This is a genomic window from Actinacidiphila acididurans (assembly GCF_016918855.1).
Lineage (GTDB): Bacteria > Actinomycetota > Actinomycetes > Streptomycetales > Streptomycetaceae > Actinacidiphila > Actinacidiphila acididurans.
The window spans coordinates 108,979-133,693 of the sequence record NZ_JADKYB010000013.1; the positions used below are offsets into that span (position 1 = coordinate 108,979).

Annotated in this window: 26 protein-coding genes; 19 read left to right on the plus strand and 7 right to left on the minus strand. The window is 73.0% G+C overall.

Annotated elements, in window-relative coordinates:
• Positions 1-21 precede the first annotated feature (21 nt).
• Positions 22-1,419, minus strand: a complete 1,398-nt coding sequence (locus ITX44_RS23700; protein WP_205359354.1) for a DUF6421 family protein — start codon at positions 1,417-1,419, stop codon at positions 22-24.
• A gap of 265 nt (positions 1,420-1,684) precedes the next feature.
• Here ITX44_RS23700 and ITX44_RS23705 point away from each other — a divergent pair, with 265 nt between their 5' ends.
• The 4 genes from ITX44_RS23705 (at position 1,685) to ITX44_RS23720 (ending at position 5,161) form a co-directional block, all read left to right on the plus strand.
• Entirely contained in the window at positions 1,685-2,362 is a 678-nt protein-coding gene (locus ITX44_RS23705) for a glycerophosphodiester phosphodiesterase (RefSeq protein WP_205359355.1), read from the plus strand.
• A gap of 176 nt (positions 2,363-2,538) precedes the next feature.
• Positions 2,539-3,429, plus strand: coding sequence for an ABC transporter substrate-binding protein (locus ITX44_RS23710; protein WP_236061415.1), 891 nt, complete (start codon positions 2,539-2,541; stop codon positions 3,427-3,429).
• 35 nt (positions 3,430-3,464) lie between these two features.
• Entirely contained in the window at positions 3,465-4,373 is a 909-nt protein-coding gene (locus tag ITX44_RS23715) for an amino acid ABC transporter permease (RefSeq protein ID WP_205359516.1), read from the plus strand.
• Positions 4,370-5,161 carry an amino acid ABC transporter ATP-binding protein gene (locus tag ITX44_RS23720; protein ID WP_205359357.1) on the plus strand — a complete coding sequence of 264 codons (792 nt, stop codon included), beginning with the start codon at positions 4,370-4,372 and terminating at the stop codon, positions 5,159-5,161. Before ITX44_RS23715 ends, ITX44_RS23720 begins: the two co-directional genes overlap by 4 nt.
• A 56-nt stretch (positions 5,162-5,217) precedes the next feature.
• On the opposite strand, the gene ITX44_RS23725 is transcribed toward ITX44_RS23720, so the two are convergent.
• Complete coding sequence (locus ITX44_RS23725) at positions 5,218-5,751, minus strand: GNAT family N-acetyltransferase (protein ID WP_205359358.1); 534 nt, start codon at positions 5,749-5,751, stop codon at positions 5,218-5,220.
• Positions 5,752-6,023: 272 nt separating this feature from the next.
• On the opposite strand from ITX44_RS23725, the gene ITX44_RS23730 reads away from it, so the two are divergent.
• The gene (locus ITX44_RS23730; RefSeq protein ID WP_205359359.1) at positions 6,024-6,605 is read left to right on the plus strand and encodes a DUF5134 domain-containing protein; all 582 of its coding nucleotides are present in this window, start codon (positions 6,024-6,026) and stop codon (positions 6,603-6,605) included.
• Positions 6,606-6,804: 199 nt separating this feature from the next.
• Here the strand turns inward: ITX44_RS23730 and ITX44_RS23735 are convergent, their stop codons facing one another.
• Complete coding sequence (locus ITX44_RS23735; RefSeq protein WP_205359360.1) at positions 6,805-7,401, minus strand: DUF4352 domain-containing protein; 597 nt, start codon at positions 7,399-7,401, stop codon at positions 6,805-6,807.
• A 244-nt stretch (positions 7,402-7,645) separates the two neighbouring features.
• Here ITX44_RS23735 and ITX44_RS23740 point away from each other — a divergent pair, with 244 nt between their 5' ends.
• From ITX44_RS23740 to ITX44_RS23750, 3 genes are all read left to right on the plus strand, one after another.
• Entirely contained in the window at positions 7,646-8,590 is a 945-nt protein-coding gene (locus ITX44_RS23740; protein ID WP_205359361.1) for a M56 family metallopeptidase, read from the plus strand.
• Between the two features lie 119 nt (positions 8,591-8,709).
• On the plus strand, positions 8,710-9,402 hold the full coding sequence (locus ITX44_RS23745; protein WP_205359362.1) for an HAD family hydrolase: 693 nt from the start codon (positions 8,710-8,712) through the stop codon (positions 9,400-9,402).
• A 254-nt stretch (positions 9,403-9,656) separates the two neighbouring features.
• On the plus strand, positions 9,657-10,310 hold the full coding sequence (locus ITX44_RS23750; protein ID WP_205359363.1) for a TetR/AcrR family transcriptional regulator: 654 nt from the start codon (positions 9,657-9,659) through the stop codon (positions 10,308-10,310).
• 128 nt (positions 10,311-10,438) lie between these two features.
• Here ITX44_RS23750 and ITX44_RS23755 read toward each other — a convergent pair whose 3' ends face one another.
• Entirely contained in the window at positions 10,439-10,816 is a 378-nt protein-coding gene (locus ITX44_RS23755; RefSeq protein ID WP_205359364.1) for an ArsR/SmtB family transcription factor, read from the minus strand.
• 154 nt (positions 10,817-10,970) lie between these two features.
• Here ITX44_RS23755 and ITX44_RS23760 point away from each other — a divergent pair, with 154 nt between their 5' ends.
• The 6 genes from ITX44_RS23760 (at position 10,971) to ITX44_RS23785 (ending at position 17,338) form a co-directional block, all read left to right on the plus strand.
• Entirely contained in the window at positions 10,971-12,071 is a 1,101-nt protein-coding gene (locus tag ITX44_RS23760; RefSeq protein WP_205359365.1) for an NADH:flavin oxidoreductase/NADH oxidase, read from the plus strand.
• 200 nt (positions 12,072-12,271) lie between these two features.
• Positions 12,272-13,372: a WD40/YVTN/BNR-like repeat-containing protein gene (locus ITX44_RS23765; protein ID WP_205359366.1), complete on the plus strand. Its 1,101-nt coding sequence runs from the start codon at positions 12,272-12,274 to the stop codon at positions 13,370-13,372.
• A 171-nt stretch (positions 13,373-13,543) separates the two neighbouring features.
• Entirely contained in the window at positions 13,544-14,221 is a 678-nt protein-coding gene (locus ITX44_RS23770; RefSeq protein ID WP_205359367.1) for a uracil-DNA glycosylase, read from the plus strand.
• A gap of 80 nt (positions 14,222-14,301) precedes the next feature.
• Complete coding sequence (locus ITX44_RS23775) at positions 14,302-15,144, plus strand: LURP-one-related family protein (RefSeq protein ID WP_205359368.1); 843 nt, start codon at positions 14,302-14,304, stop codon at positions 15,142-15,144.
• Positions 15,141-16,178, plus strand: a complete 1,038-nt coding sequence (locus tag ITX44_RS23780; RefSeq protein WP_205359369.1) for an N-acetylglucosamine kinase — start codon at positions 15,141-15,143, stop codon at positions 16,176-16,178. Before ITX44_RS23775 ends, ITX44_RS23780 begins: the two co-directional genes overlap by 4 nt.
• A 281-nt stretch (positions 16,179-16,459) precedes the next feature.
• Positions 16,460-17,338, plus strand: coding sequence for a sirohydrochlorin chelatase (locus ITX44_RS23785; RefSeq protein ID WP_205359370.1), 879 nt, complete (start codon positions 16,460-16,462; stop codon positions 17,336-17,338).
• 165 nt (positions 17,339-17,503) lie between these two features.
• On the opposite strand, the gene ITX44_RS23790 is transcribed toward ITX44_RS23785, so the two are convergent.
• Entirely contained in the window at positions 17,504-18,544 is a 1,041-nt protein-coding gene (locus tag ITX44_RS23790; RefSeq protein WP_205359371.1) for a lactonase family protein, read from the minus strand.
• 239 nt (positions 18,545-18,783) lie between these two features.
• On the opposite strand from ITX44_RS23790, the gene ITX44_RS23795 reads away from it, so the two are divergent.
• From ITX44_RS23795 to ITX44_RS23810, 4 genes are all read left to right on the plus strand, one after another.
• The gene (locus tag ITX44_RS23795; RefSeq protein WP_205359517.1) at positions 18,784-19,287 is read left to right on the plus strand and encodes an Lrp/AsnC family transcriptional regulator; all 504 of its coding nucleotides are present in this window, start codon (positions 18,784-18,786) and stop codon (positions 19,285-19,287) included.
• 200 nt (positions 19,288-19,487) lie between these two features.
• The gene (locus ITX44_RS23800) at positions 19,488-19,910 is read left to right on the plus strand and encodes an RlpA-like double-psi beta-barrel domain-containing protein (protein ID WP_205359372.1); all 423 of its coding nucleotides are present in this window, start codon (positions 19,488-19,490) and stop codon (positions 19,908-19,910) included.
• Positions 19,911-19,933: 23 nt separating this feature from the next.
• Positions 19,934-20,557 (plus strand): cell wall protein, encoded by a 624-nt coding sequence (locus tag ITX44_RS23805; protein WP_205359373.1) that lies wholly within the window; start codon positions 19,934-19,936, stop codon positions 20,555-20,557.
• A 12-nt stretch (positions 20,558-20,569) separates the two neighbouring features.
• Positions 20,570-21,475: a MauE/DoxX family redox-associated membrane protein gene (locus tag ITX44_RS23810; protein WP_205359374.1), complete on the plus strand. Its 906-nt coding sequence runs from the start codon at positions 20,570-20,572 to the stop codon at positions 21,473-21,475.
• 48 nt (positions 21,476-21,523) lie between these two features.
• On the opposite strand, the gene ligD is transcribed toward ITX44_RS23810, so the two are convergent.
• Entirely contained in the window at positions 21,524-22,534 is a 1,011-nt protein-coding gene (ligD, locus tag ITX44_RS23815; RefSeq protein ID WP_205359375.1) for a non-homologous end-joining DNA ligase, read from the minus strand.
• 182 nt (positions 22,535-22,716) lie between these two features.
• On the opposite strand from ligD, the gene ITX44_RS23820 reads away from it, so the two are divergent.
• Positions 22,717-23,775: an ATP-dependent DNA ligase gene (locus ITX44_RS23820; RefSeq protein ID WP_205359376.1), complete on the plus strand. Its 1,059-nt coding sequence runs from the start codon at positions 22,717-22,719 to the stop codon at positions 23,773-23,775.
• A gap of 106 nt (positions 23,776-23,881) precedes the next feature.
• Here the strand turns inward: ITX44_RS23820 and ITX44_RS23825 are convergent, their stop codons facing one another.
• The gene (locus ITX44_RS23825; protein WP_236061417.1) at positions 23,882-24,619 is read right to left on the minus strand and encodes a flavodoxin family protein; all 738 of its coding nucleotides are present in this window, start codon (positions 24,617-24,619) and stop codon (positions 23,882-23,884) included.
• Between the last annotated feature and the right edge of the window lie 96 nt (positions 24,620-24,715).

Consider the following 24,715-nt stretch of genomic DNA (forward strand, 5'->3'; position numbering starts at 1 on the left):
GCGCCTCCTCGGCCGGACCGGTCACGCGGCGCCCCGCAGCGCGCTCTCGCCGGTGATGCCCTTGGTAGAGGCGATCACTGTACGCAGCTTCTTGGCAAGGGCCTCGTAGAACATGCTGAGCGGGAACTCGTCCGGCAGCACGTCGTCCACCAGCTTGCGGGGCGGGAGCGAGAGGTCCAGGGCCCGCGGGCCCCGGGCCCAGACCGAGCCGGGGTGCGGGGAGAGGTACCGGGCGACCAGTTCGTAGGCGGCGAACCAGTGCACGAGCTTGGGCCGGTCGATCCCGTCCCGGTACAGCGTCTCGATCTCGGCGCAGAGCTGGTTGGTGACCTGCGGCGCGCGCTCCCAGTCGATGTGCAGGGTGTTGTCCGTCCAGCGTACGGCGTCGTGCTGGTGCAGGTAGGCGAACAGCAACTGGCCGCCGAGGCCGTCGTAGTTGCGCACGCGGTCGCCGGTGACCGGGAAGCGGAACAGCCGGTCGAAGAGGATCGCGTACTGCACGCCCAGGCCCATCGGGTGGCCCTCGGCCTGCAGTTTCACCGCTTCCTTGAACGCGGTCAGGTCGCAGCGCAGCTCTTCCAGGCCGTACATCCAGAACGGCGCGCGCTGTTTGATCATGAAGGGGTCGAACGGCAGGTCGCCGTGGCTGTGGGTGCGGTCGTGGATCATGTCCCACAGCACATAGGTCTGCTGGGCCACCTCCTGGTCGGCCACCAGGCGGGCGGCGTCCTCGGGCAGTTCCAGGCCGAGGACGTCCACGGCGGCGGCGGTCACCGAGCGGAAGCGGGCGGCCTCGCGGTCGCAGAAGATGGCGCCCCAGGTCCAGCGGTCGGGAGCCTCGCGGACGGCGACGGTCTCCGGGAAGAGGACCGCGGAGTTGGTGTCGTAGCCCGGGGTGAAGTCCTCGAAGGTGATGGGCACGAACATCGGGTTGTCGTACCGGGTGCGCTCCAGCTCGGCGAGCCACTGCGGCCACACCACGCGCAGCACGACCGCCTCCAGGTTGCGGTCGGGGTTGCCGTTCTGGGTGTACATCGGGAAGACCACCAGGTGCTGGAGGCCGTCCCGGCGGTCGGCGGCGGGCCGGAAGGCCAGCAGCGAGTCGAGGAAGTCGGGGACGGCGAAGCCGCCGCCGGCCCAGCGGCGCAGGTCGGCGACCAGAGCGCGGTGGTAGTCGGCGTCGTGCGGGAGCAGCGGGGAGAGCTGCTCGACCGCGTCCACCGCGCGGCCCAGGGTGCGCTCGGCGTCCGCGCGGGACGGCGCGTCCTCGGCGTCGAAGTCGATCGAGCCGTCCTTGCGCTGCCAGGGGCGGATCGCCTCGACGGCCTGCTTCAGCACGCCCCACTGGGGGTGGCCGGTGACGCTCCCGCCGGATATCCCGTCCTCTCCCGCCACCTTCGGCGAAAGAACTTCAGCCATGACCCCTCCTTCGCAAGAGAACCTTCCGTCAAGACACCGTATCCATCGCGTCGGCGTGTCATCAAGAGGAGCACCCGAAGATTGTCCTGTCGTATCCTTCGCCAGCCGTAATTTTTGCGGCCAGTGCCCAGGGAGCGGCCCGTAAAATTTGTGGAATGCGGCGTACGGGGAAAGGGTGACGGGACGCGGGACGGCGGCCGGGTGAACGCCGAGTCGTCACGGCGCGTTCGGCTGGCCGACGCCCGCGGTCGCTAGGGTGACGGCCATGAGCTTCCTCACCGTCGGTCACCGCGGGGTCATGGGCGTGGAGCCGGAGAACACCCTGCGGTCCTTCCGCCGCGCCGAGCAGGCGGGCATGGACCAGATCGAACTCGACCTGCACCTGAGCAAGGACGGCGCCCTGGTCGTCATGCACGACGCCACGGTGGACCGCACCACCGACGGCACCGGCCGGATCCGCGACCTCACGATCGCGGAGATCCGCGGCCTGGACGCCGGGCTCGGCGAGCGGGTGCCGGTCTTCGAGGAGGTCCTGGACGCGGTGGGCAAGCCCGTTCAGGCCGAGATCAAGGACGTGGCCGCGGCGCGTGCCGTCGCCGATGTGCTGCGCGAGCGCGGCGAGACCGGCCGAGTCAGTGTGCTGTCCTTCCACGACGAGGCCCTGGCCGAGATCCACGCGCTGCTGCCCGAGGTGCGCACCGTGCTGGTGGCGAGCGACCTCGGCCCGGACATCGTCACCCGCGCCGAGGCGGTGGGCGCCCGCCTGGTCAGCCTGGACCTCACCCGGCTCAGCCTGGACATCGTCCGCCGCTGCCAGGCCGCCGGCATCGCCGTGATGGCCTGGACCGTCAACACCGCCCAGGACTGGGCCCTGGCCCGCGCCCTGGGCCTGGACGGCGCCGCCACCGACCTCCCCGAGGAACCGGCCCCGGCGGCCCGGTAGGGGCGCGTACTGCCCCGCGGACGCCCGTAGGGTACCGTCACCCTACGTGCCGGCCCGGCCACTTCACGCGACCGTCCGCAACACAGCGGACACAAAGGTCCGCCATCCGGACCCGGGCCCCAACCGCGTGGACAGCGGTGCCGCCGCGGTGCCAAGGTCCGGCCATGCTTCTGCCGATGCGCACGTCCCCACACCGTACGCCCCTTGCGGCGGCGGCCCTGCTGACCGCCACCCTCGCCCTGGCCGCGTGCTCCCCGCAGGACGACGGCAAGGCGTCCGGCCCAGGGCCGGGCACGGCTGCGGCGAGCGCCGCCTCCTGCTCGGCCGCGTCGCTGCCCACCCGCGCCCAGGGCAAGCTCACGGTGGGCACCGACGACCCGGCGTACGACCCGTGGTTCTCCGGCAACAAGCCTTCCAACGGCAAGGGCTACGAGTCGGCCGTCGCCTACGCGGTGGCCAAGCACCTGGGCTTCACCGCGGACCGGGTGGTCTGGCGCAAGGTGCCGTTCAACTCGGCCTTCTCCCCCGGCGTGAAGGACTTCGACTTCGACATCAACCAGGTGTCCATCAACGCCGACCGCCGCAAGGCCGTCGACTTCTCGCCCGGCTACTACGACGTGCGCCAGGCGCTCGTGGTCCGCAAGGACTCCCCCGCCGCCAAGGCCCGCACCCTGGCCGACCTGAGGAACGCGAAACTCGGCGCCCAGGTGGGCACCACCAGCCTCGACACCATCACCGACGTGGTGAAGCCGGACCGGCAGCCGGCCGTCTACCAGCGCAACGACCTCGCCGTGGCAGCGCTCAAGAACGGCCAGGTGGACGGGATCGTGGTGGACCTGCCGACCGCCTTCTACATCACCGGCGCCGAGGTGCCCGACGCCAGGGTCGCCGGGCAGTTCGCCTCGACCGGCGGCACGCCCGAGCAGTTCGGGCTCGTGCTGGACAAGGGCAGCCCGCTCACCCGCTGCGTCTCCCAGGCGGTGACCGCGCTGCGCGGCGACGGCACACTGGCCGCGCTCGAGAAGCAGTGGCTGTCGGACGCGGTCGACGCACCGGTGCTCAAGTGACCGTCTCGGACGACGCGGACGACCGGCCCGGCGACATGGCCGGCGGCAAGGGCGAAGACGTGACCGGCGGGCCGCCCGACGTCAAGGCCACGCCAGCGGCGTACGTCCCTTCGGCGCGGCGGATCGCGCGGGAGCGCTACCGGCGGGCCCGCACCCGCCGGTCGTTCGCCGTCGCGGCGGTCAGTTCGGCGGCGACCGCGGCCGTCCTGGTCGCCCTGGTGGTGAACGCCCCGGGCTGGCAGCGCACTCGGGCCACCTTCCTGAACGCGCACTACGCGCGGGTCGCGCTGCCCAAGGTGCTCGACGGCCTGTGGCTGAACCTGCGACTGCTCGTGGTGTGCGGCGCCATTGTGCTGGTCGCGGGGTTGCTGCTGGCGATGCTGCGCACCCTGCGCGGCCCGGTGTTCTTCCCGGTACGCGCGCTGGCCACCGTGTATGTCGACTTCTTCCGCGGGCTGCCGCTGATCATCTGCATCCTGGTCTGCGTGTTCGGCGTCCCGGCATTGCGGCTGAGCGGGGTCACCCACGACCCGGTGCTGCTCGGCGGGTTCGCGCTGTGCCTGACGTACACCGCGTACGTGGCCGAGGTGTTCCGGGCCGGCATCGAGTCGGTCCACCCGGGTCAGCGCGCGGCGGCCCGCTCTCTCGGCCTGACCACCGCGCAGACCATGCGGCACGTGGTCCTGCCGCAGGCGGTGCGCCTGGTGGTGCCGGCCCTGCTCAACGACATGGTGTCGCTTCAGAAGGACACCGGCCTGGTGTCGATCGGCGGCGCCGTGGACGCGGTCTACGCGGCGGAGATCATCGCCAGCCGGGACTTCAACTACACGCCGTATGTCGTGGCGGGCCTGATCTTCGTGGTGATCACCATTCCGATGACGAGGTTCACCGACTGGGTGGCGGCCCGGATGAACGCCCGGCAGTCGCAAGGAGGCGCCGTATGACCGTCGACGCACCCGGACCGGCCGGAGCCGAATCCGCGGCCGGCGAGCCCGTACTGCGCCTGGAGGAGGTGCGCAAGGGCTACGGCTCCTCGCTGGTGCTGCGGGATGTGACGCTGGAGGTGCCGGTACACACCGTGACCGCGCTCATCGGTGCCTCGGGTTCGGGCAAGTCCACGCTGCTGCGGTGCGTCAACCTGCTGGAGGAGGTGGACGACGGGGGGATCTTCCTGGACGGCGCCGAGATCACCGCTCCGCGAGTCGACCAGGACGCGGTGCGCCGCCGGATCGGCGTGGTCTTCCAGTCGTACAACCTCTTCCCGCACATGACCGTGCTCGACAACATCACGCTGGCGCCGCGCCGGGTGCACCGCGTGCCCCGGGACCGGGCCGAGGCCGAGGCCCTGGAGTTGCTGGCCCGGCTGGGACTGGCCGACAGGGCGGGCGCGTATCCCGACCGGCTCAGCGGGGGCCAGCAGCAGCGGGTGGCGATCCTGCGGGCAGTGGCGACCCGGCCCCGGCTGCTGCTGCTCGACGAGGTCACCGCGGCCCTCGATCCGGAGCTGGTGGGCGAAGTACTTGCGGTGATCCGGGACCTGAAGGAGGAGGGCATGACCATGGTGCTCGCGACCCACGAGATGGCTTTCGCCCGGGACGTCGCCGACCAGGTGTGCTTCCTGGACGCGGGCGTGGTCCTGGAACGCGGTACTCCTGCCGAGGTGTTCGGCGCCCCGCGGCAGCAGCGCACTCGGGACTTCCTGCGGCGGCTGACCGAGGCGGGCCGGCTGTGACCGGCAGTGCTGTGCCCGGCGGTGCTGGGCCCGGACGACCGTGACGAGGCGGCCCGTCAGGGCAGCTTCTTGGTGAGCAGCTCGAACTGGAGGTCGTCGCGGGTCGGCAGGCCGAAGCGCTCGTCGCCGTACGGGAAGGGGCTCATCCGGCCGGTGCGGGCGTAGCCGCGGCGCTCGTACCAGGCGATCAGGTCCTCGCGGACCGAGATCACCGTCATGTGCATCTCGGCAACGCCCCACTCGTCGCGGGCGAATCGTTCCGCCTCGGCGATGATCATCTTGCCCAGCCCCGCTCCCTGGAGCTCCGGGCGCACCGCGAACATGCCGAAGTACGCGTGCTCCCCGCGGTGCTCCAACTGGCAGCAGGCCACCAGTTCGCCGTCGGTCTCGACCGCCACCAGCCGGCTGTCCGGCTTCTCGATGACCTCCAGCACGCCCCTGGGGTCCGTGCGCTGCCCCTCCAGGATGTCCGCCTCGGTGGTCCAGCCGGCCCGGCTGGAGTCGCCCCGGTAGGCGGACTCGATCAGGGCGACCAGGGCGGGCACGTCGTCGGGGGTGGCGGGGCGGAAGGCGGGCGCGGCGATGTCCATGGCGGACAGGCTATCCCGGGGCGCCGACACGGCATCCGGCCCGGCAGCCGGGCCTGCGGTGACCGCCCGCGATCGGGGCCTGCAACGGTCCGCGGCGGACATTTTCTCCCAGATTGCCGGGGGTAGTGCGGGGCGCACGGAAAGCAGCAGGTCAACCCCGCGCGCGCCGCCAGGGATTCCGTGCGCGAGGTTGTGCGCCATATGGTCCGGGCATCTGATTGACGGGCCGTCGTTCACGGCAGGGGAACGGCCCGCCGCGAACTGGAGGCTCCATGCACGGACCACCGCTCGTCGCGTGGCTGCTCGTGGTGCTCAGCGCCGCGGCGGCGACCACCTGCCTGGTGCGCCGCGAGTCCACCGACGAAGCGCTGATGGGCACGGGCATGGCCGTGATGGCGGTCCCGCTGTCCGTCTTCGACCCGTGGCCGTGGTGCGCCCCGGTCTTCACCGCGGTCTTCGCCCTGGCCGGCGCGCGCTCCCTGTGGGCGGCCCGCGGCCGCGGCGGACACCATCTGCACCACTCGGTGTGCTCGGCGGCGATGGTCTACGTCGCGCTGTCCATGGCCCGCCCGGGAGCGGCGCATTCGGCGCACGCCGAGCACGCGGGACACGCCGCCCCCGGCGTCCCGCTGCTGACCGGACTCCTGCTGCTCTACTTCGCCGGATACGTGCTGCGCGCCGGAATGCTCCTGGTGGCCGCGCCCGCCCACCGGCATGCGCTGTCCCTGATACCCGCGGGAGCCGGGGCGGGAGTGCGGGCCGACGGCGTCTCCGCCCGGTACGCCCCCGAAGTGGCCATCGCCTGCCGGGTGACGATGGCCCTCGGCATGCTGGCGATGCTGCTCGCGATGTGACGGCCGGGGTCTGACCTGCGGTCAAGCAATCGCCGCGAGTCGGATGGGAGAGAAGGTCGATGCCGCCGTCCACCTCTTCGGCGGGGCGGAAGGCCGTGCGGCCCGGACGAGGGTCTCGGACCGCACGGGGCAGGCGTCGCCTTCTGACAGCGGCCTGCGGGCCACGCAGCACAGGCGCGGCGATCGTGGGGTCAGGCGGTCAGGGGATACGCCATTCGCCGACCTCGTCGGCGAACCCGGAGTCCATCGTGAACTGCACCGCCGTGATCGTGCTTGCCTTGGGAACCTCGAATGTGATCCAGCCCAATGCCTTGTCCCCAGGCTTCAACGTCACGCTGGACGCCATCGACGGGCCGGCGGTCACGTCGGCGAATGTGGAGTCGAACCGCTGCCCCGAGCCATCGGCGACCTGCGCCCCGTTGGACGGACTGTCCGAGTAGGCGGCGGTCCCGGTGTTGGTGATGCGGATCTGCGCCGCGGCGTACCGCTTCCCCGCGTCGGGGGTCATGAACTCGTCGCTGCTCTTCGCGGTGGGCAGCCATTTGACGAGGGTGACGGCCAGTTGGGAGCCGTTCTCGTAGCCGTGGACGGTGAGCGTGTCGCCGACGTGCGCGACGGCTGGCTTGGGCTTCGCGGTAGTGGGCTTCGCCGTCGGCGCGACCGCCTTCTTCGTTGGGGCAGCCGCCTTGGTGGTGGCCTTGTCCGGGGTGTTGTTGACGCTGGTGCCGCCGCTGTTGCAGGCCGCGAGCAGGACGACGAGTGTGGCTGTGGTAATGGTGACGCCGATTCGGCGCATGAGTCCCCCCTTGAGCTGATCCGCTTGGATTCGGCTCATTGTGGTAGAGACCAACCATCCGCCCCGGGTGAGTTCACGGCCTGTGATCCATCCGCTACCGGCCCGTGGCCTGGCCGTCACACCGCTGTATGGACGCGCTGGCCGCGTCGACGGGTTGGCCACTACCGACACATGCTGTGAGTGATGCGTCACATGTGGTCCACGGCCGTGCCAAGGCATTACCCCGCCTCCTAGGGTGATCGGCATGACGGTCCCGTTCGTGCTGCTGATTCTCGGCGCACTTGCGGCGGCAATGGCGCCGCGTCTGTTCGCCCGTGCCGACTGGCCGGAGCGAGAACCCGTGCTGGCCCTGTGGGTCTGGCAGTGCGTGGTCGCCGCGGTGCTGCTGTGCTGTGTGTCGGCGATGGCGCTGCTGGCCTCCGCGGCCTGGTGGCAGGTGCGCGGGCATGTCTTCGCCTTCGCGCCGCGCGGCGCGGCGGACGCCTACGGGCTCTCCGCGCACGGCCGCTGGGCGGGCGCCCTGGCCATCCTGCTGGCGCTGGGTGGGCTGTGGACCGCGGCGATGCTCACCCGCGAGGTGCGGGCCGCACGTGCCAGGCGGCGGCAGCGCCGGGCCGAACTGCGGGCGCGCGCCCCCCGGTTGCCCGGCGAGTGGGCCGAGCCGGCGCCCGGCGAGCGCCTGGTGGTACTGGAGGACCCGCGCTCGGACGCCTGGTGGCTGTCCGGCGCCGACCAGCGGCTGGTCATCACCACCGCCGCGCTCGACCGGCTGCGCGGCCGCCAGTTGGACGCGGTGCTGGAGCACGAGCAGGGGCACGTACGGGCCCGGCACGACGTCCTTCTGCACTGCGCGGGGGCGCTGGCCGGAGCCTTCCCCCAGGTGCCGGTTTTCGCGGCCTTCCGCGACCAGGTGCACCACCTGGTGGAACTGGCCGCCGACGACACCGCGTCTCGCCGGGTGGGACGCCTGAACACCGCGCTCGCCCTGGTCCAGCTCAACGAGGAACGCGGGGTGTTCGGGCCGGGTGCGGCCACCGGCGCGGTGCTGCCCGGCCGGGTGCACCGACTGCTGGACCCCGCGCCCAGACTGCCGCTGGCCCGCCGGGTACAGATCACCGCGTACGCGCTGCTGATCCCGGCGGTGCCGCTGCTGATCGCCTTCGGCCCGGGCATCAGCGCGCTCACCTAGCGGCGGTCCCCGCACCACGGGACGGGGGCAGGCCCGGCGGCCGACCCCGGCCGTACGACGGCCCCCCGACGACTCAGGGCGCACGGAATTGCGCACGACAACGAGGACAGGACGAGCCGATGACGGTCAAGGGCTGCATGGTCGACTTCTCCGGGACCCTCTTCCGCATGGAGCCCGCCGCGGCCTGGCTGGGGGCGGTGCTGGCCGAACAGGGCGTGCCGGCCACCGAGGACGAGATCCCGGGCTGGGCGCGGCGGCTCGAGGAAGCCGGCGCGCAGCCGGGCGGCGCGCTTCCCCGCGAGGTGCCCGCGGCCCTGGCCGCCACCTGGCGGGACCGCGACCTGAACGCCGAGCGGCACCGGGCCGCGTACACCGGCCTGTCGCGCACCACGGGCCTGCCCTGGGACGTCCACGACGCGCTCTACGCGCGCCACCACGACCCCGCGGCGTGGCAGCCGTACCCGGACGCCGGGCAGGTGCTCGGCGAACTGCGGGCGCGCGGAGTGCCGGTGGCGGTGGTCAGCAACATCGGCTGGGACCTGCGTCCGGTCTTCCGCGCGCACGGTCTGGACGGATATGTCGACGCCTTTGTGCTCAGTTGCGAGCACGGCGTCATGAAGCCCGATGCGCGGATCTTCCGGATCGCCTGCGAAGCGCTGGGGGTGGCGCCGGAGGACGCCGTGATGGTCGGCGACAGCGCGCGGGCCGACGGCGCCGCGGCGGCACTGGGCTCCCGGGTGCTCCTGGTGGACCCGCTGCCCGTCGCGCAGCGGCCGTACGCCTTGCGCGGCGTACTGGACCTGCTCGGCTGAGGCGTACCGTGCACGGGGGAGCAGGGGCACGGGCGACCGTGCCGCGACACCGGGTACGAGGACCGGCACCGGGCCGCGACCGGCCCGTTCGAGCCGGAACCGGCACGGGCAGGCCCTACGTACGACGAACGCCGATCCCGACGATCCCCCGCGTCGCCGGGACCGGCGTCCATCATTGGATTCCCGCACGGTCCGTGGTCCGGCGGGACGCGCTGAGTATATTGGCTCGCAGCCAGTCAACGCAGGAGTAAAGCATGTCCCCTCGCAGCGCATCGGTCAATGAAGCCATGCGTCAGCGTTCCCGGGAGCGGCTGTTGCAGGCCACTGTCGAGCTGGTCGAGGAACGCGGCTACGAGGCCACGACCTTGGCCGACATCACCCAGCGCGCCGGCTCCGCCCGCGGCCTGGTCTCGTACTACTTCTCCGGCAAGCGCGCGCTCCTGCAGTCCGCCGTGCACCGGCTGATGCACACGGAACTGGCGGCGGCGCTGGACGCCGAGCCGCCGGCCGTCGACGGGGACGAAGTGCTGGCCCGGGCCATCGACGCGATCCTGCAGCTGACGCAGACGCACACCAGGCTGATGCGCACCCACATGGCCTCGATCCTGCAGGAAGGGTTCATCCAGTGCCCCGAGCAGCAGCGACTCGCCGCCCTGCTGCGGGGCGCGGTGGAGGCCTGGGGCGCGGCGGACGACGCGGAGGAGGAGTACCGGCTGCTGCGCGCGCTGCTGATGGGTGCCACGGTGGCGTTGCTGCTGCCCGGCGCGCCCATGCCGGTGGCCCGGCTGCGGGCCGAACTCTTCCAGCGGTTTGACTTGAAATGGTCCCTCGGCCGGCCGCCGAGCGAGGAGGAGGCGGACCTTCCGGCGGTCGGCACCCGCCTCCCGGCGGACTTCCCAGCACTGTGACCTGCCCGCGGCACATGCACGCGGCACAGCCGTCCGGCGGGCGGCCCGGAAACCGGTGAGCGTCGGCTACCGGCCACCGACGGGCGGCCCGCTGCCCGCGCAGCGCCCGGCGCCGACCGCTCCGGGCGTCACCGCTCGCCCATGCGCCGCGCCTGGGCGTCCGCGGCGGCCAGGACGCTGTCGAGCAGCCCCGGGAAGAGCCGGTCCAGGTCGTCGCGGCGCAGGGCGTTCATCTTCGAGGTGCCCCGGTAGATCTGGGTGATCACCCCTGCCTCGCGCAGCACCCGGTAGTGATGCGTGGTCGTGGACTTGGTGACCGGCAGCGGCACATCGGAACAGGTGAGTTCGGTGCGGGCGCCGGCCAGCGCGCGGACCACGGTCAGCCGCACCGGGTCGGACAGGGCGTGCAGCACGTCCGTGAGCCGGATGTCCGCGGGGGCGGGGTGGGCGAGCATGCGCCCCGGGGCGGCTCCGGCGGGGGCGGTGACCAGCGGCCGGGCAGTCATGCGGACCATGATACGAAGGCACCTTGGTTCGACGCACGGCGTAGTTCGACGTCCGGCGTAGTTTGACAGATACCGTACTACGGCGCCTATCGTGACAGCCGGGTCCATGGCCTCAGCCGGGCCCTTTGCCCGACCCCCTGACGAGGAGCGTGCGATGAGCGCCTTGTTCGAGCCGTTGACCCTGCGGTCGCTGACCGTCCCCAACCGGGTCTGGATGGCCCCGATGTGCCAGTACTCGGCCGCCGCGGACGGCGAGGAGCAAGGCGTCCCCACCGACTGGCACTTCGCGCACTACGGCGCCAGAGCCGCCGGTGGCGCCGGGCTGCTGCTCACCGAGGCCACCGCGGTCGCCCCCGAGGGCCGGATCAGCGCGCACGACCTCGGCATCTGGAACGACCGCCAGGCCGAGGCGTTCGCCCGGATCACCGCCTTCGTCAAGGCCCAGGGAGCGGTCCCGGGCATCCAGCTCGCACATGCCGGGCGCAAGGCGTCCGTGCGGCGGCCGTGGGACGGCGGCGCGGCCCTGGGGGCCGGCGAAGGCGCCTGGCAGACGGTCGCACCGAGCGCGGTGCCCTTCTCCGACCGGCACCCGGTGCCCGTGCAGCTCTCCGAGGCGGGTATCCAGCAGGTCGTCGCGCAGTTCGCGGCCGCCGCCCGGCGGGCACTCGCGGCCGGCTTCCAGGTCGCCGAGGTGCACGGCGCCCACGGCTACCTGGTCGGCGAGTTCCTGTCCCCGCACAGCAACCGCCGCACCGACGGCTACGGCGGCCCGTTCGAGAACCGGATCCGCTTCGCGCTGGAAGTGGTGGACGCGGTACGCGAGGTGTGGCCGGACGACCTGCCGCTGTTCTTCCGGATCTCCGCCACCGACTGGCTCGACGAGGGCGGCTGGACGGCCGACGAGACAGTGCGGTTCGCCAAGGAGCTGCTGGCCCGGGGCGTGGACCTGCTCGACGTCTCGACCGGCGGCAACGCGGCCACCGCGACCGTCCCCACCGGCCCCGGCTACCAGGTGCCGTTCGCCGCGCGGGTGAAGGCGGCCACCGACCTGCCGGTCGCCGCGGTCGGCGAGATCACCCAGCCCCGCCAGGCCGAGACGGTCCTCGCCACCGGACAGGCCGACGCCGTACTGCTCGGCCGGGAGCTGCTGCGCCACCCGACCTGGCCGCTGGACGCGGCACGCGAACTCGGCGTGCCCGAGGCGGCGCGGATCCCGGCGCAGTACCTGCGGGGATACCCGCGGGCCGCGCGCTGACCGCGGCGGGCCGTTCGTACCCCGGGCCGGCGTACGAACGGCCCGTCCCGCACCGGCGGTTTCCGGCCGCCCGCGTACCCGCGTACGAGCCCACGGCTCGTCCCTGATCTGCGGTGATCCGCCGAATGGGGGCCTTTGTCAGTGGCCGGGTGCAGACTCTGTGATGGGGGACACACCGATCATCACGGAGGTGAGGCGCCATGGCGGACGTGCTGCTCGCGGTGGGCACGCAGAAGGGACTGTTCCTGGGCCGGCGCGGCCGCGGGCGGGGCGGCCGGCACTGGGAGTTCTCCGGGCCGCACTTCCCGATGCAGGCGGTGTACTCGCTGGCGATCGACACCCGCGGCGGGACGCCGAGACTGCTGGCGGGTGCGGACAGTTCGCACTGGGGGCCGTCGGTCTTCCGCTCGGACGACCTCGGCGCCTCCTGGCACGAACCGGCCCGCCCCGCCGTGAAGTTCCCCGAGGACACCGGCGTCTCGCTGGAGCGGGTCTGGCAGTTGCACCCGGCGGGCCCGGCCGCGCCCGGCGTGGTGTACGCCGGGACCCAGCCCGGCGCGTTGTTCCGCTCCGAGGACGGCGGTGAGACCTTCGGCTTCGTGCGCAGTCTCTGGGAGCACCCGCAACGCCCGCAGTGGGAGGCGGGATTCGGCGGCCAGGCGGTGCACACGGTGGTCACCCATCCCGCGGACGCGGACCTGGTCACCGTCGCGGTCTCCACCGGCGGGGTGTACCGATCGAAGGACGGCGGCGGGCACTGGTCGCCGTCCAACACCGGCGTGCAGGCCACCTTCCTGCCCGAGGAGCGCCGCTTCCCGGAGTTCGGGCAGTGCGTCCACAAGATCGCCCAGGACGCGGTGGACCCGGACCGGCTCTACCTGCAGAATCACGGCGGCGTCTACCGCAGTGACGACGGCGGCGCCACCTGGCAGGACATCGGCGGCGGCCTGCCGGCCGACTTCGGCTTCGCCGTGGCCACGCACAGGCATCGCGGCGACGTCGCCTACGTCTTCCCGCTGCGCGCGGACGCGTACCGGATGCCGCCGGACCACCGCTGCCGGGTGTTCCGCACCGAGGACGCCGGGGCCACCTGGGCGGCGCTGTCCGCCGGGCTGCCCGAGGAGCCGTGCTACGGCGTGGTGCTGCGCGACGCCATGAGCACCGACGACGGCGACCCGGGCGGGGTCTACTTCGGCAACCGCAACGGGGAGGTGTACGCCAGCGCCGACCAGGGCGACACCTGGGAGCAGGCCGCGGCCCACCTGCCGGACGTGCTCTGCGTACGGGCGGCGGTGGTGTAGCCGGGCCGGACCGCACCCGAAAACGCCGCCGGGAGCGGAGGAAGAGTGGGGAATTGACGCCGGGGCCGAGGACGGGATCGCCGGCCGGGCGGGGCGCTTGCCCGCAATTGCCCACAGCCCCGGCCGACACCCGTGCCGGGCACGGTCGTTCAGCCAGTAGAGTGACGGACCGTGACTGCACGACCATTGCACGAGATCGTCGAGGCGGGCTGGGCGAAGGCGCTCGAACCCGTGGCAAGCCGGATCGCATCGATGGGGGACTTCCTCCGCGCCGAGATCGCCGGCGGCCGCACCTATCTGCCGTCGGGAGCGAATGTGCTGCGGGCCTTCCAGCAGCCGTTCGACGAGGTACGGGTGCTGATCGTCGGCCAGGACCCGTATCCGACGCCCGGCCACGCGGTGGGGCTCAGCTTCTCCGTCGCGCCGCACGTCAACCCGCTGCCCGGCAGTCTGGAGAACATCTTCCGGGAGATGAACGCCGACCTGGGCCTGCCCCGGCCGTCCAACGGCGACCTGACCCCGTGGACCCGGCAGGGCGTGCTGCTGCTCAACAGGGCGCTGACCACCGCGCCCCGGCAGCCGGCCGCCCACCGCGGCAAGGGCTGGGAAGAGGTGACCGAGCAGGCGATCCGCGCGCTGGCCGGGCGCGGCCGCCCGCTGGTGTCGATACTGTGGGGCCGCGACGCCCGCAACTTGCGGCCGCTGCTGGGCCACCTGCCGGCCATCGAGTCCGCGCACCCCTCGCCGATGTCGGCCGACCGCGGCTTCTTCGGGTCGCGCCCGTTCAGCCGGGCCAACGACATGCTGGCCCAGCAGGGCGCGCAGCCGGTGAACTGGCAGCTTCCCTGAATCCTGCGCCCGGCGTCCCCAGGGCCCTTGCCGCACCGCGGCCGGGGCCCGTAAGGGGCGCGCCACGATACCCTGCCCGGGTGACGACGCATCCCACTCCCCCCGCGGGCTGGTACGCCGACCCGCAAGGCACACCGAATCTGCTCAGATACTGGGACGGCGCCCAGTGGACCGAGCACACCAATCCCGGGCAGGTGCAGCAGCCGCAGCAGCAGGGCGGCGGGAACGCCTGGGAGCTGAACGTCAGCAGGCCGCCGGAGCCGGCGAAGGTCCAGAAGCAGGTGCAGCAACAGGCCGGCATAGCGCCGACGGCGTTCGGCGGCGGCACCCTGTTCTCCGAGCCGGTCCTGGTCGTCAACCAGAAGGCCAAACTGATCGAACTCGTCAACGAATACAGCGTGTTCGACCAGAACGGCAACACCCTCGGCTCGGTGGTCGAGGTCGGGCAGAGCACCGCGAAGAAGGTGCTGCGGTTCGTCTCCAGCGTGGACCAGTTCCTCACCCACAAGCTGGAGGTCCGGGACGCGCACGGGCAACCGCAGCTCGTGCTGACCCGGCCGGCCAAGTTCATCAAGTCCAAGGTGCTGGTGCAGCGGCCCAGCGGCGAGCCGCTCGGCGAGATCGTGCAGCAGAACGCCATCGGCAAGATCAACTTCGCGTTCATGTACAACGGCCAGAAGATCGGCGCCATCAAGGCGGAGAACTGGCGGGCCTGGAACTTCGCGATCGTCGACCACACCGAGACCGAGATCGGCCGGATCACCAAGACGTGGGAGGGCCTGGCGAAGACCATGTTCACCACGGCCGACAACTATGTGCTGCAGATCCACCGGCCGCTCGACGACCCGCTGCTGAGCATGGTGGTCGCCTCGGCGCTCACCGTGGACACCGCGCTCAAGCAGGACTCCCGCGGGCTCGGATGACGGCGGGTCCGGCGTCCCCGGACCCGGCGGCCGGGCCGCCGCCCGCCGCCGCCGGCGCGTCCGGCGACACCTGGGTGCTGGGCGTGGACTCCGGCGGCTCCGGCCTGCGCGTGGCGCTGGCCCGCGCCGACGGCTCCTACGCGGCCGCCCCGCTGACCTCCGGCCGGCCCGCGGTGACCGGCGCCCACGGCATCGACGCCGCCGACCTGCTGTCCCTCGCGCTGCCGCTGGCCGAGTCCCTGCTGCGCGAGGTGGGCGCGCGGCGCACGGTCGCGGCCTGCGTGGGCGCGGCCGGCATGGCGTCGCTCGGCGAGGACCTGCGGGCCCGGCTGCCCGGCGCGCTGCGCGAGCGCCTGGGAGTGCGCCGGCTGGCGCTCGCCGGCGACGCGGTCACGGCCTACGCGGGGGCGCTGGGCCTGCGCGCGGGCGTGGTGGTCGCGGCCGGCACCGGCATGATCGCGCTGGGCACGGCCGCTGACGGCACCGGCTGGCGGCGCGCAGACGGCTGGGGCCACCTGCTGGGCGACGCGGGCGGCGGCGCCTGGATCGGCCGGGCCGGGCTGGAGGCCGCCATGCGGGCGTACGACGGCCGGGCCGGCGGTTCGGACGCCCTGCTGGCCCGGGCGCACAAACGGTTCGGTCCGCCGGCCACGCTGCCCGGACAGCTCTACCCGCGCCCCGAGCGGCCCGCCGTGCTGGCCTCGTTCGCGCCCGACGTGGCCGACTGCGCCGCGCAGGACCCGGTCGCCTCGGACATCCTGCGCCGGGCCGCGGCCCACGTCCTGGAGTCCGCCGCGGCCGTCCGGCCCGGTCCCGGCGAGGTCGAAGTGGCGCTGACCGGCGGGCTGTTCCGGCTCGGCGAGCCGCTGCTCGGTCCGCTGCGCGACCAGGCCCAGTGGCTGCTGCCCGACGCCGTGCTCGTCCCGGCCGCGGGCGACCCGCTGGACGGCGCCCTGCTGATCGCCGGCGCCCTGCACCGCGGCGACCTCCCACTGCCCGCCGACCCTGCGCTGCTCACCCTCACCGCGTCGTGAGCACCGGGCCGAACCCGGGCCGAGGAGTCAACGCACCTGCCATCACCGAGGCGGAATCCACCGCATCGGAAGCCGCCGAACCGGAGATCGACCGAGGTTCCGGACGCCGGTGGAAGCGGCCGGATCGGGTGCCCGGCGGGCACTCGGATTCGGATACGTGTACGTGCCCGGCTCGTGCCATGACCCGTCGTGACCAGCGAAACGGACAGTTCCGGACAGGACCGGCCGCCCTCGTACCCACGCGAACACGTAGGCGCCGCAACGCGTTAGCATGCGTCGCCATGAGCACTGCCACAGGCCCCGGTTCCGGCCTCCCCGTTCGAATGCCGCGTCCGCGCCAGCCCGGGCGACACCGCCGTCCTGAGGCGCTGTCCGCGCCCGAGGGCGCGCCGGTGCTGGTTCTCGCCGTCCCCGGCACTCCGACCGCCGCCGCGCTGAGCCTGGCCGAGGAGGTCGTGAGCATCGCCCGGTCGGAGCTGTCCGGGCTCGATCCGCGGATCGCGTTCGTCGACGGCGACGACGAGGAGTTCCCCGCCCTGCGCTCGGTGCTGGACCAGGTGGCGGCCGACCGGCCCGGGGAGGACACCGCCGCGGTCGTGGTGCCGCTGCTGGCCGGCCCGGAGGGGGCGGTGCTGCGCCGGATCCGGCAGGCCATCGCCGACAGCAAGGCGCAGGTGGACCTCACCGAGGTGCTCGGCCCGCATCCGCTGCTCGCCGAGGCGCTGCACGTGCGGCTGTCCGAGGCGGGGCTGGCCCGGGCCGACCGGGCCCGGCTGTTCACCGTGGCGACCGCGGCCGACGGGATCATCCTGGCCACGGTGGGCGGCGAGGAGGCCGCGCAGGCCGCCGGAGTGACCGGGCTGCTGCTGGCCGCGCGGCTGGCCGTACCGGTGCTGGCCGCGGCGCTGGACGAGGACGGCGCGATCGCCCGGGCCGCCGAGCAGTTGCGCTCCTCCGGCTCGGCGACGCTGGCGCTGGCGCCGTGCCTGATCGGTCCGGAGATCGCGCCGCAGTTGCTGCACACCGCCGCCGCGGAGGCCGAGTGCTCCGGCGCCGACGCGCTCGGCCCCTACCCGGCGGTCGGCAAGCTGGTCGTCGCGCAGTACGCCGGCGCGGTCGGCATCGCGCTGCAGCAGCCGCAGGGCGCGCCCTCGCGCTGACGCGTACCGCCCCCGATACGGAGGCGGTACGGCGACGGGCACGGCGTACCGGCTCAACGGCGCACGAAGGACCGTCACACCGGCGGGCGTCCCCTCGACCGGGGCCGCCCGCCGACGCGTTCCGGGCGCCGTCCGAAGCCGGGCAGGGCCCCGGATCGGGCGAACTCAGGCGAACACCACGCAGGAGACCGCGGGCAGCGCCAGCGAGCCGGCCTGCTTGGGGATGCCGGTGGCCGGGTCGACCTCGAACCAGGTGACGTCGCCGGAGCGCTGGTTGGCCGCATACAGCCGGGTGCCGGACGGGTCGAGGGTCAGGTGGCGGGGCCAGTCGCCGCCGCAGGAGACGGTGTCGGCCAGCTCCAGCCGCTCGCCGGACTCGTCCAGGGTCAGCACGGCGATGCTGTTGTGGCCGCGGTTGGCGGCCCAGGCGAACCGGCCGTCGGGCGAGACGACCAGTTCCGACGGGTAGTTCTCGCCCTCGGTGCCCTCGGGCAGCACCCGGGTCTCGGCCAGGGCGCGCAGCGACCCCTTCTCCGCGTCCCAACGGCACACGGTGACGATCGAGTCGAGCTCGTTCATCACGTAGGCGTGGGTGCCGGCGGGGTGGAAGGTCATGTGCCGCGGACCGATGCCGGAGCGCAGGCCCAGCTCCCGGTCGATCTCCAGTTCGCCGCTGTCCGCGAGCAGTTCGCACACCCGCACCGAGTCGGTGCCCAGGTCCACGGTGAGCACGCGGCGCCCGGCCGGGTCGGGCAGCACCGCGTGGGCGTGCGGGGCCTCCTGGCGCTCCCGGTTCGGCCCGTCGCCCTCGTGCTCCAGGACGGACCGCAGTTCGCCCAGCGCGCCGTCCGCGCCGATCGAGACCACGCTGATGCTGCCGGGCGCCGCGTAGTTGGCCGTCAGCAGGTGGCCCTGATACACGCTCAGGTGCGTGGTGGCGCCGCCGCCCACCGCCACGGGCGCGCCCAGCAGCCGCGGCGCCGCCGGGTCGGCGAGGGAGAACGCGGCCGCGGCCCCCTCCGGTTCGGTCTCGCTGACCGCGTACAGAGTGCGCTCGTCCTGCGACAGCGCGAGGAAGGAAGGATTCGGCACCTCGGCCGTGTCCCCCAGCGCGGTGAGCGCTCCCGAGTTCGGGTCGACGGCCGCGGTGGTCAGTCCGCGGCCTCCTTCCGTGGTGAAGGACCCGATGTATGCGTGCCCGGCCACTGCCGTACCTCTTCCGCCTGATGTCCGTACGGCGGCTGAGAGTAGTACCTGGCGGCGCCCGCGTCGCCCCCGGGGCCCGGCGCGCCGCGGCGTACGGACCCCTCACGGGCCCGGCCACTGACAGATTGCCCGACCCGAAGGCCAACCGTGCCTGTGATGGCTCATTTTGATCGCTCTTGTGTGTGCCATTGGTACGGTGCATATGCCAGGTGACCGACCGTGAGGGACCAGGGGGCACGATGGCGGTGGACGCCCTGGACGCCAGGATCCTGCGGCTGCTGCTGGACCAGCCGCGGACCAGCGTCCGTGAGTACGCGCGGATCCTCGGCGTGGCCCGCGGCACCCTGCAGGCCCGGCTGGACCGGATGGAGCGCGACGGGGTGATCACCGCGGCGGGCCCGCGGATCTCGCCGGTCGCACTGGGCCACCCGGTGCTGGCCTTCGTCCGGATCGAGGTCACCCAGGGCCACCTGGACGACGTCGGTGACGCGCTCGCGACGGTGCCCGAGATCATCGAGGCGTACTCCATCACGGGCGGCGGGGACCTGCTCACCCGGGTCGTCGCCCGGGACAACGCCCACCTGGAGGACATCATCCAGCGGCTGATCCAGCTCCCCGGGGTGGTGCGCACCCGCACCGAGATCGCCCTGCGGGAGCGGGTGGCGCACCGGGTGCTGCCACTGGTGGAGGCCGTGGGCCGGCGGGCCCAGGAGTCGCGTCCCGCCCCTTCCGGACGCGCGTAGAACGGGTGCATCATGTCGGTGCTCCACCTGCACGGCCGACACGTCCATCCCACCCGGCGCAGCAGGTTCACCTTTCTCGCGATTTTCTCGCGATCGCGCCGCGACCCCCCACTTCGCGGTACGCCTCCTGCGTCGTCCGAATTGTCATGCACAGGTCATCCCTCATGAGGAGCGCCTGTGCGGGACGCGAAGGGAATCACATGGCTTGCGGATCGACCGCCCTGTGGGCGGGGGAAACCACCTGGTTCTGCTGCGGCAGCTCCTGGGGCCCGTGCGGCAGCGCCGGCACCGGCGCCTGCGGCACCTGCCAGTCCAACGCCCACCAGGCGGCGTGGCCCAACACCTCGGCGGCGTGCTTCAGCATCACCCGCCCCGACCTGTGCGGCGAGACCATCGTCCAGCGCGCCTGCGGCTCGGTGATGAACGTCAAGCACCAGTGCTCCGGCGCCTCCGTCTGCGTCACCGTCTCCGACTGCGGCCCGCGCACCCAGAGCTTCTGCGGCGAGGCGACCTGCTGCAACGGCTCCTGCCGCACCAACCGCGTGATCGACCTGACGCCGGCCGCGTTCTCCGCGATCGGCAACCTCAGCTCCGGCAAGCTGCCCGTCTACATCTACGAGTGACCAGGCCCGGAAGGAGAGCGCAGATGAGGCAGAACCACGAGAACACGGGGCGGCCGCTGGACCGCCGGCGCTTCCTGACCACGGCCGCGCTCGGCGGCGCCACCATCGTCGGCGCCTCGGCGCTGGGCGGCCTGGACGCGGACGCCGCGTTCGCCGAACCCATGCCGTCGCTCGACCCGGCGATCACCAAGTCGGCCTTCGCCGAGGGCCGGATCACCCGGATCAAAGGCAGCGTGCTGGAGGTCGCCGGCTCCTACGGCGACCAGCACCTGATCCAGCTCACCAACGTCACCAGCATCTGGAAGCTGCGCCCGACCACCGCCGACGCCGTCAAGGTCGGCGACGGCCTGTACGCCCGCGGGGTGGACATGCCCGACGGCACCATCGCGGCGGACGCCGTGTGGGTGAACATCGTCAACCTGTACGTCACCATCCGCGGCATCGCCAAGGACCGGCTGCACTTCACGCACGGCAGCCACGAGACGGTGGGCCATGTCGTGCCCGACACCACCACCGCCTCCTACCTGGGCGGAGCCCTCACCCCGGACCTGTCCCGGGTCCGGATCGGGCAGGCCGCGCAGATCCTGGGCGCCTGGCGGCCGGCGGACGACGCCATCGACATCGCCCGTGTCACGGTCGGGCACTGAGGGGGCGCGGCGATGATTCCGGTCGTCTCCGACCTCGCGCCCCTGGTCTGCGCCGTGCTGTTGGCCGTCACCGGCGCGGGCAAGCTCTTCGGCCGGCGGACCGCGCAAGTGGCCGCCGACACCGTGCTCGTACGGGTGCTGGGCGACGCCCGGCGGGCCGCGCTCGCGCTGCGTACCATCGGCGGGGTGGAAGTCGCCCTGGCCGCCGCGCTGCTGGCCGCGCCCACCGCGGTCGTCCCGGGCGCCGCCACGGCCGCGCTGGGCCTGGGCTTCACCGGTTACCTCGGCTACGCCAGGGCGACCGCGCCCGAGTCGTCCTGCGGGTGCAGCGCCAAGCAGGAGGGTCCGATCGGCCTGCTGTCCTTCAGCCGGGCCGGGCTGGTCGTGCTGGGCGGCGCCGCGGCGGCGACCGCGGACACCTCGTGGTGGTCGCGGATCGCCGACCGGCCGGCCGTCTCCACGGTGTTCCTCGTGGCCGCGACCGTGGTGGTCGGCGCCCTGACGGCCGATCTGGACCGGCTGTGGCTGCTGCCGCTGCGCCGGGCCCGGATCAGGCTGTTCGGCAACCCGCTGCCGGCCTCGGCCGGACCGGCCGGACAGGTGCCGGTCGCCGCGTCGGTGGAGCTCCTGGAACGCTCGCTGGCCTGGCAGGCGGCCTCCCCGGTCGTCCGCTCGGCGCTGCTGGACTCCTGGGACGACGAGGGCTGGCGGGTGCTGCGCTTCGCCGGGGTGTACGAGGACATGCGCGGCGCCCACCCGGTCAGCGTCCTGTTCGCCCTGGACCGCACGGCCACCATCGACACCACGGAGAACCCGGCCGTCCGGGTCTCCCTGATCGACGACGAGACCGAGGAACTGGTCCCGGCCGACGTGCTGGCTCCCGTCCCCTCGCGCACCGCGCTGCCGCTGGCCACCTGATCCGTGGCCGGCGGGGGGGGTGAAGGCGGCGCCCGGGGCGCCGGGGCGTCAGGGCGTCTTCTTCGCGCGGCTGGGCTGCACGCGCTTGGGCTCGCCCTTCATCTTGGGGTGCTCGGGCGGGTACGGCAGGTCGCCGAGGCCGTGCTCGCTCTCGTCGCGGGTGGCCAGTTCGAGTGCGGCTTCCAGCCGGAAGGCGTGCTCGTCCATGTCGGCGTGCACATCGCCCACCTCGGCGAACCGGTCCGGCATGGTGGCCAGGTCGAAGTCCTCGGGGACCGCGTCCGGCACCTCCTCCCAGCGCAGCGGCGCGGACACCGGGGCGTGCGGGAAGGGCCGTACGGAGTAGGCGCTGGCGATGGTGCGGTCGCGGGCGGTCTGGTTGTAGTCCACGAAGATCTTCGCGCCGCGCTCCTCCTTCCACCAGGCGGTGGTGATGCGTTCCGGGTCGCGGCGTTCGAGTTCGCGGGCGATGGCGATCGCGGAGCGCCGTACCTGGACGAACGTCCATTCCGGAGCGATGGGCACGAAGACGTGGATGCCCCGGCCGCCGGAGGTCTTCGGCCAGCCGGCCAGGCCCAGGCCGTCCAGCACGTCGCGCAGTTCGAGGGCGGCGCGCACCGCGTCCGCGTAGCCGGTACCGGGCTGCGGGTCGAGGTCGATGCGCAGTTCGTCGGGGTGCTCGGTGTCGGCGCGGCGCACCGGCCAGGGGTGGAAGGTGAGGCTGCCGAGGTTGGCCGCCCACAGCACGGCGGCGGGTTCGGTGGGGCAGATCTCGTCGGCGTACCGGCCGCTGGGGAAGGCGATCCGGCCGGTCGGGATCCAGTCGGGCAGGTTCTTCGGGGCCCGCTTCTGGAAGAAGAACTCGCCGTCCACCCCTTCGGGGTAGCGCTGGAGGGTGGTCGGCCGGTCCCGCAGGGCGCGCAGGGCTCCCTCGGCGACGCTCGCGTAGTAGCGGGCCACGTCCCCCTTGGTGAACCCGCGCTGCGGGAAGTAGACCTTGCCCGGATTGGACACCTTGACCGTACGCCCGCCGACCGTCAGCTCCAGCGACTCCGCCATGCCCCCACGTTAGGCCGACGGGGGTCGCATCGCGCGCCGGCGGACGCTCCGGCGCGTTCCCGGAGCACTTCCTTTCGTCTCCCCCGCGTGCCCCTTCGAGGTGCCTTTCCCGTCCGCCGGCGCGTACGCGGCGCGTGCGTGGCGGCTGTGCGCGCCCCGGGCGCCGGACGCACAATCGGACCATGGACCTGCCCGTGATGCCACCCGTGGAGCCGATGCTGGCCCGGACCGCCGCGCGGATCCCGCCGGGCATGCTGTACGAGGCCAAGTGGGACGGATTCCGGGCCATCGTGTTCCGGGACGGCGATGAGGTCGAGCTGGGCAGCCGCTCCGGCAAGCCGCTGACCCGCTACTTCCCCGAGGTCGTGGCGGCGCTGACCGAGCAGGTCCCGCCGCGCTGCGTGCTGGACGGCGAGATCGTGATCGCGCGCGGCGGGCGGCTGGACTTCGAGGCGCTGCTGGAGCGGATCCACCCGGCCGCCTCCCGGGTGCGCCACCTGGCCGAGGTGACCCCGGCCTCCTTCGTCGGCTTCGACCTGCTCGCCCTGGGCGACGCCTCGCTGATGGGCACCCCGCAGCGGGAGCGGCGCCAGGCGCTGGTCGAGGCGCTGGGCCCGGCCGCCGCGCCGGTGCACACCGCGCCCGCGACCGAGGATCTGGAGCTGGCCCGTACCTGGTTCGACCGGTTCGAGGGCGCGGGCCTGGACGGAGTGGTCGCCAAGCCGCACGACCTGCCGTACCGGCCGGGCGAGCGGGTCATGGTGAAGGTCAAGCACGAGCGGACCGCGGACTGCGTGGTGGCGGGCCTGCGGCTGCACAAGAGCGGCCCGGTGGTCGGCTCCTTGCTGCTGGGCCTGTACGACGCGTCCGGCGCGCTCCAGCACGTGGGCGTGTGCGCCTCCTTCCCGATGGCCCGGCGCAAGGCGCTGATGACCGAACTGGAGCCGCTGATGACGGACTCCGTGGCCGGTCACCCCTGGGAGCGGTGGACCAGCGAGGAGGCGCAGGCCACGGGGCGGCTGCCGGGCGGAGTGAGCCGCTGGACCGGCAAGAAGGACCTTTCCTGGCTGCCATTGCGCCCGGAAAGAGTGCTGGAGGTCGCCTACGACCACATGCAGGGCGACCGCTTCCGCCACACCGCGCAGTTCCGCCGCTGGCGCCCCGACCGCGAGCCCGAGCAGTGCACGTACGCCCAACTGGAGGAGCCGGTCAGCTACGACCTGGCGGAACTGCTCGTATGACGCGCCGCCGGGACACCGCCCGATCCACGGCCGGCCGGAGCCGGTGGAGTGCGCCTCGCCGATGACACCGTCGGCGCGGAAGCGGTTGCCCGGCCCCGGCGTCGGGTCACCGGTGTTCGGGGTTGTCCGCGTCGCGGTGGCACCCGGCGTCCCAGGCCGCGCGCTGGTTGCCGTAGGCGGGGAGGCCGCCGGCGTCCTTGACGATGCGGGCGAGGTGGAGGAGGTTCCACGTCATGAAGGTGGTGTTGCGGTTGGTGAACTCGTTGTCCGGGCCCCCTGAGCCCGGATCGAGGTAGGACGGACCGGGGCCGGCCGCGCCGATCCATCCGGCATCGGCCTGCGGCGGGATGGTGTAGCCGAGGTGCTGGAGGCTGTAGAGGACGTTCATGGCGCAGTGCTTGACCCCGTCCTCGTTGCCGGTGATCAGGCAGCCGCCGACACGTCCGTAGTAGGCGTACTGGCCCGCGTCGTTGAGGAGGCTGGAGCAGGCGTAGAGCCGTTCGATCACGCGCTTGGTCACCGACGCGTTGTCGCCGAGCCAGATCGGGCCGGCCACCACAAGGATGTCGGCCGCCATGACCTGTTGGTACAGCCCGGGCCAGGCGTCGGTTTCCCAGCCGTGCTCGGTCATGTCCGGCCATACGCCGGTGGCGATGTCGAGGTCGACAGCCCGTACGACGCCCACGTCCACGCCCTGCTCCTCCATGATGCGGACGCTGCGCTCGACCAGCCCCTGGGTGTGGCTGCGCTCGGGGGACCTCTTGAGGGTGCAGTTGATGTAGAGGGCCCGCAGGTCGTCGTAACGGGCGGGTGGGGCGTCGGAGCCGGCGGATGCGGTGGTCAATGAGGCTCCCGGGATCCAGGCACATCGAGCGGCGCGGCAGCGGCCTTCGATCATCGTGCGGGACGAGCGGCCCGCTGGATCAGCGGGGGCGCGGCG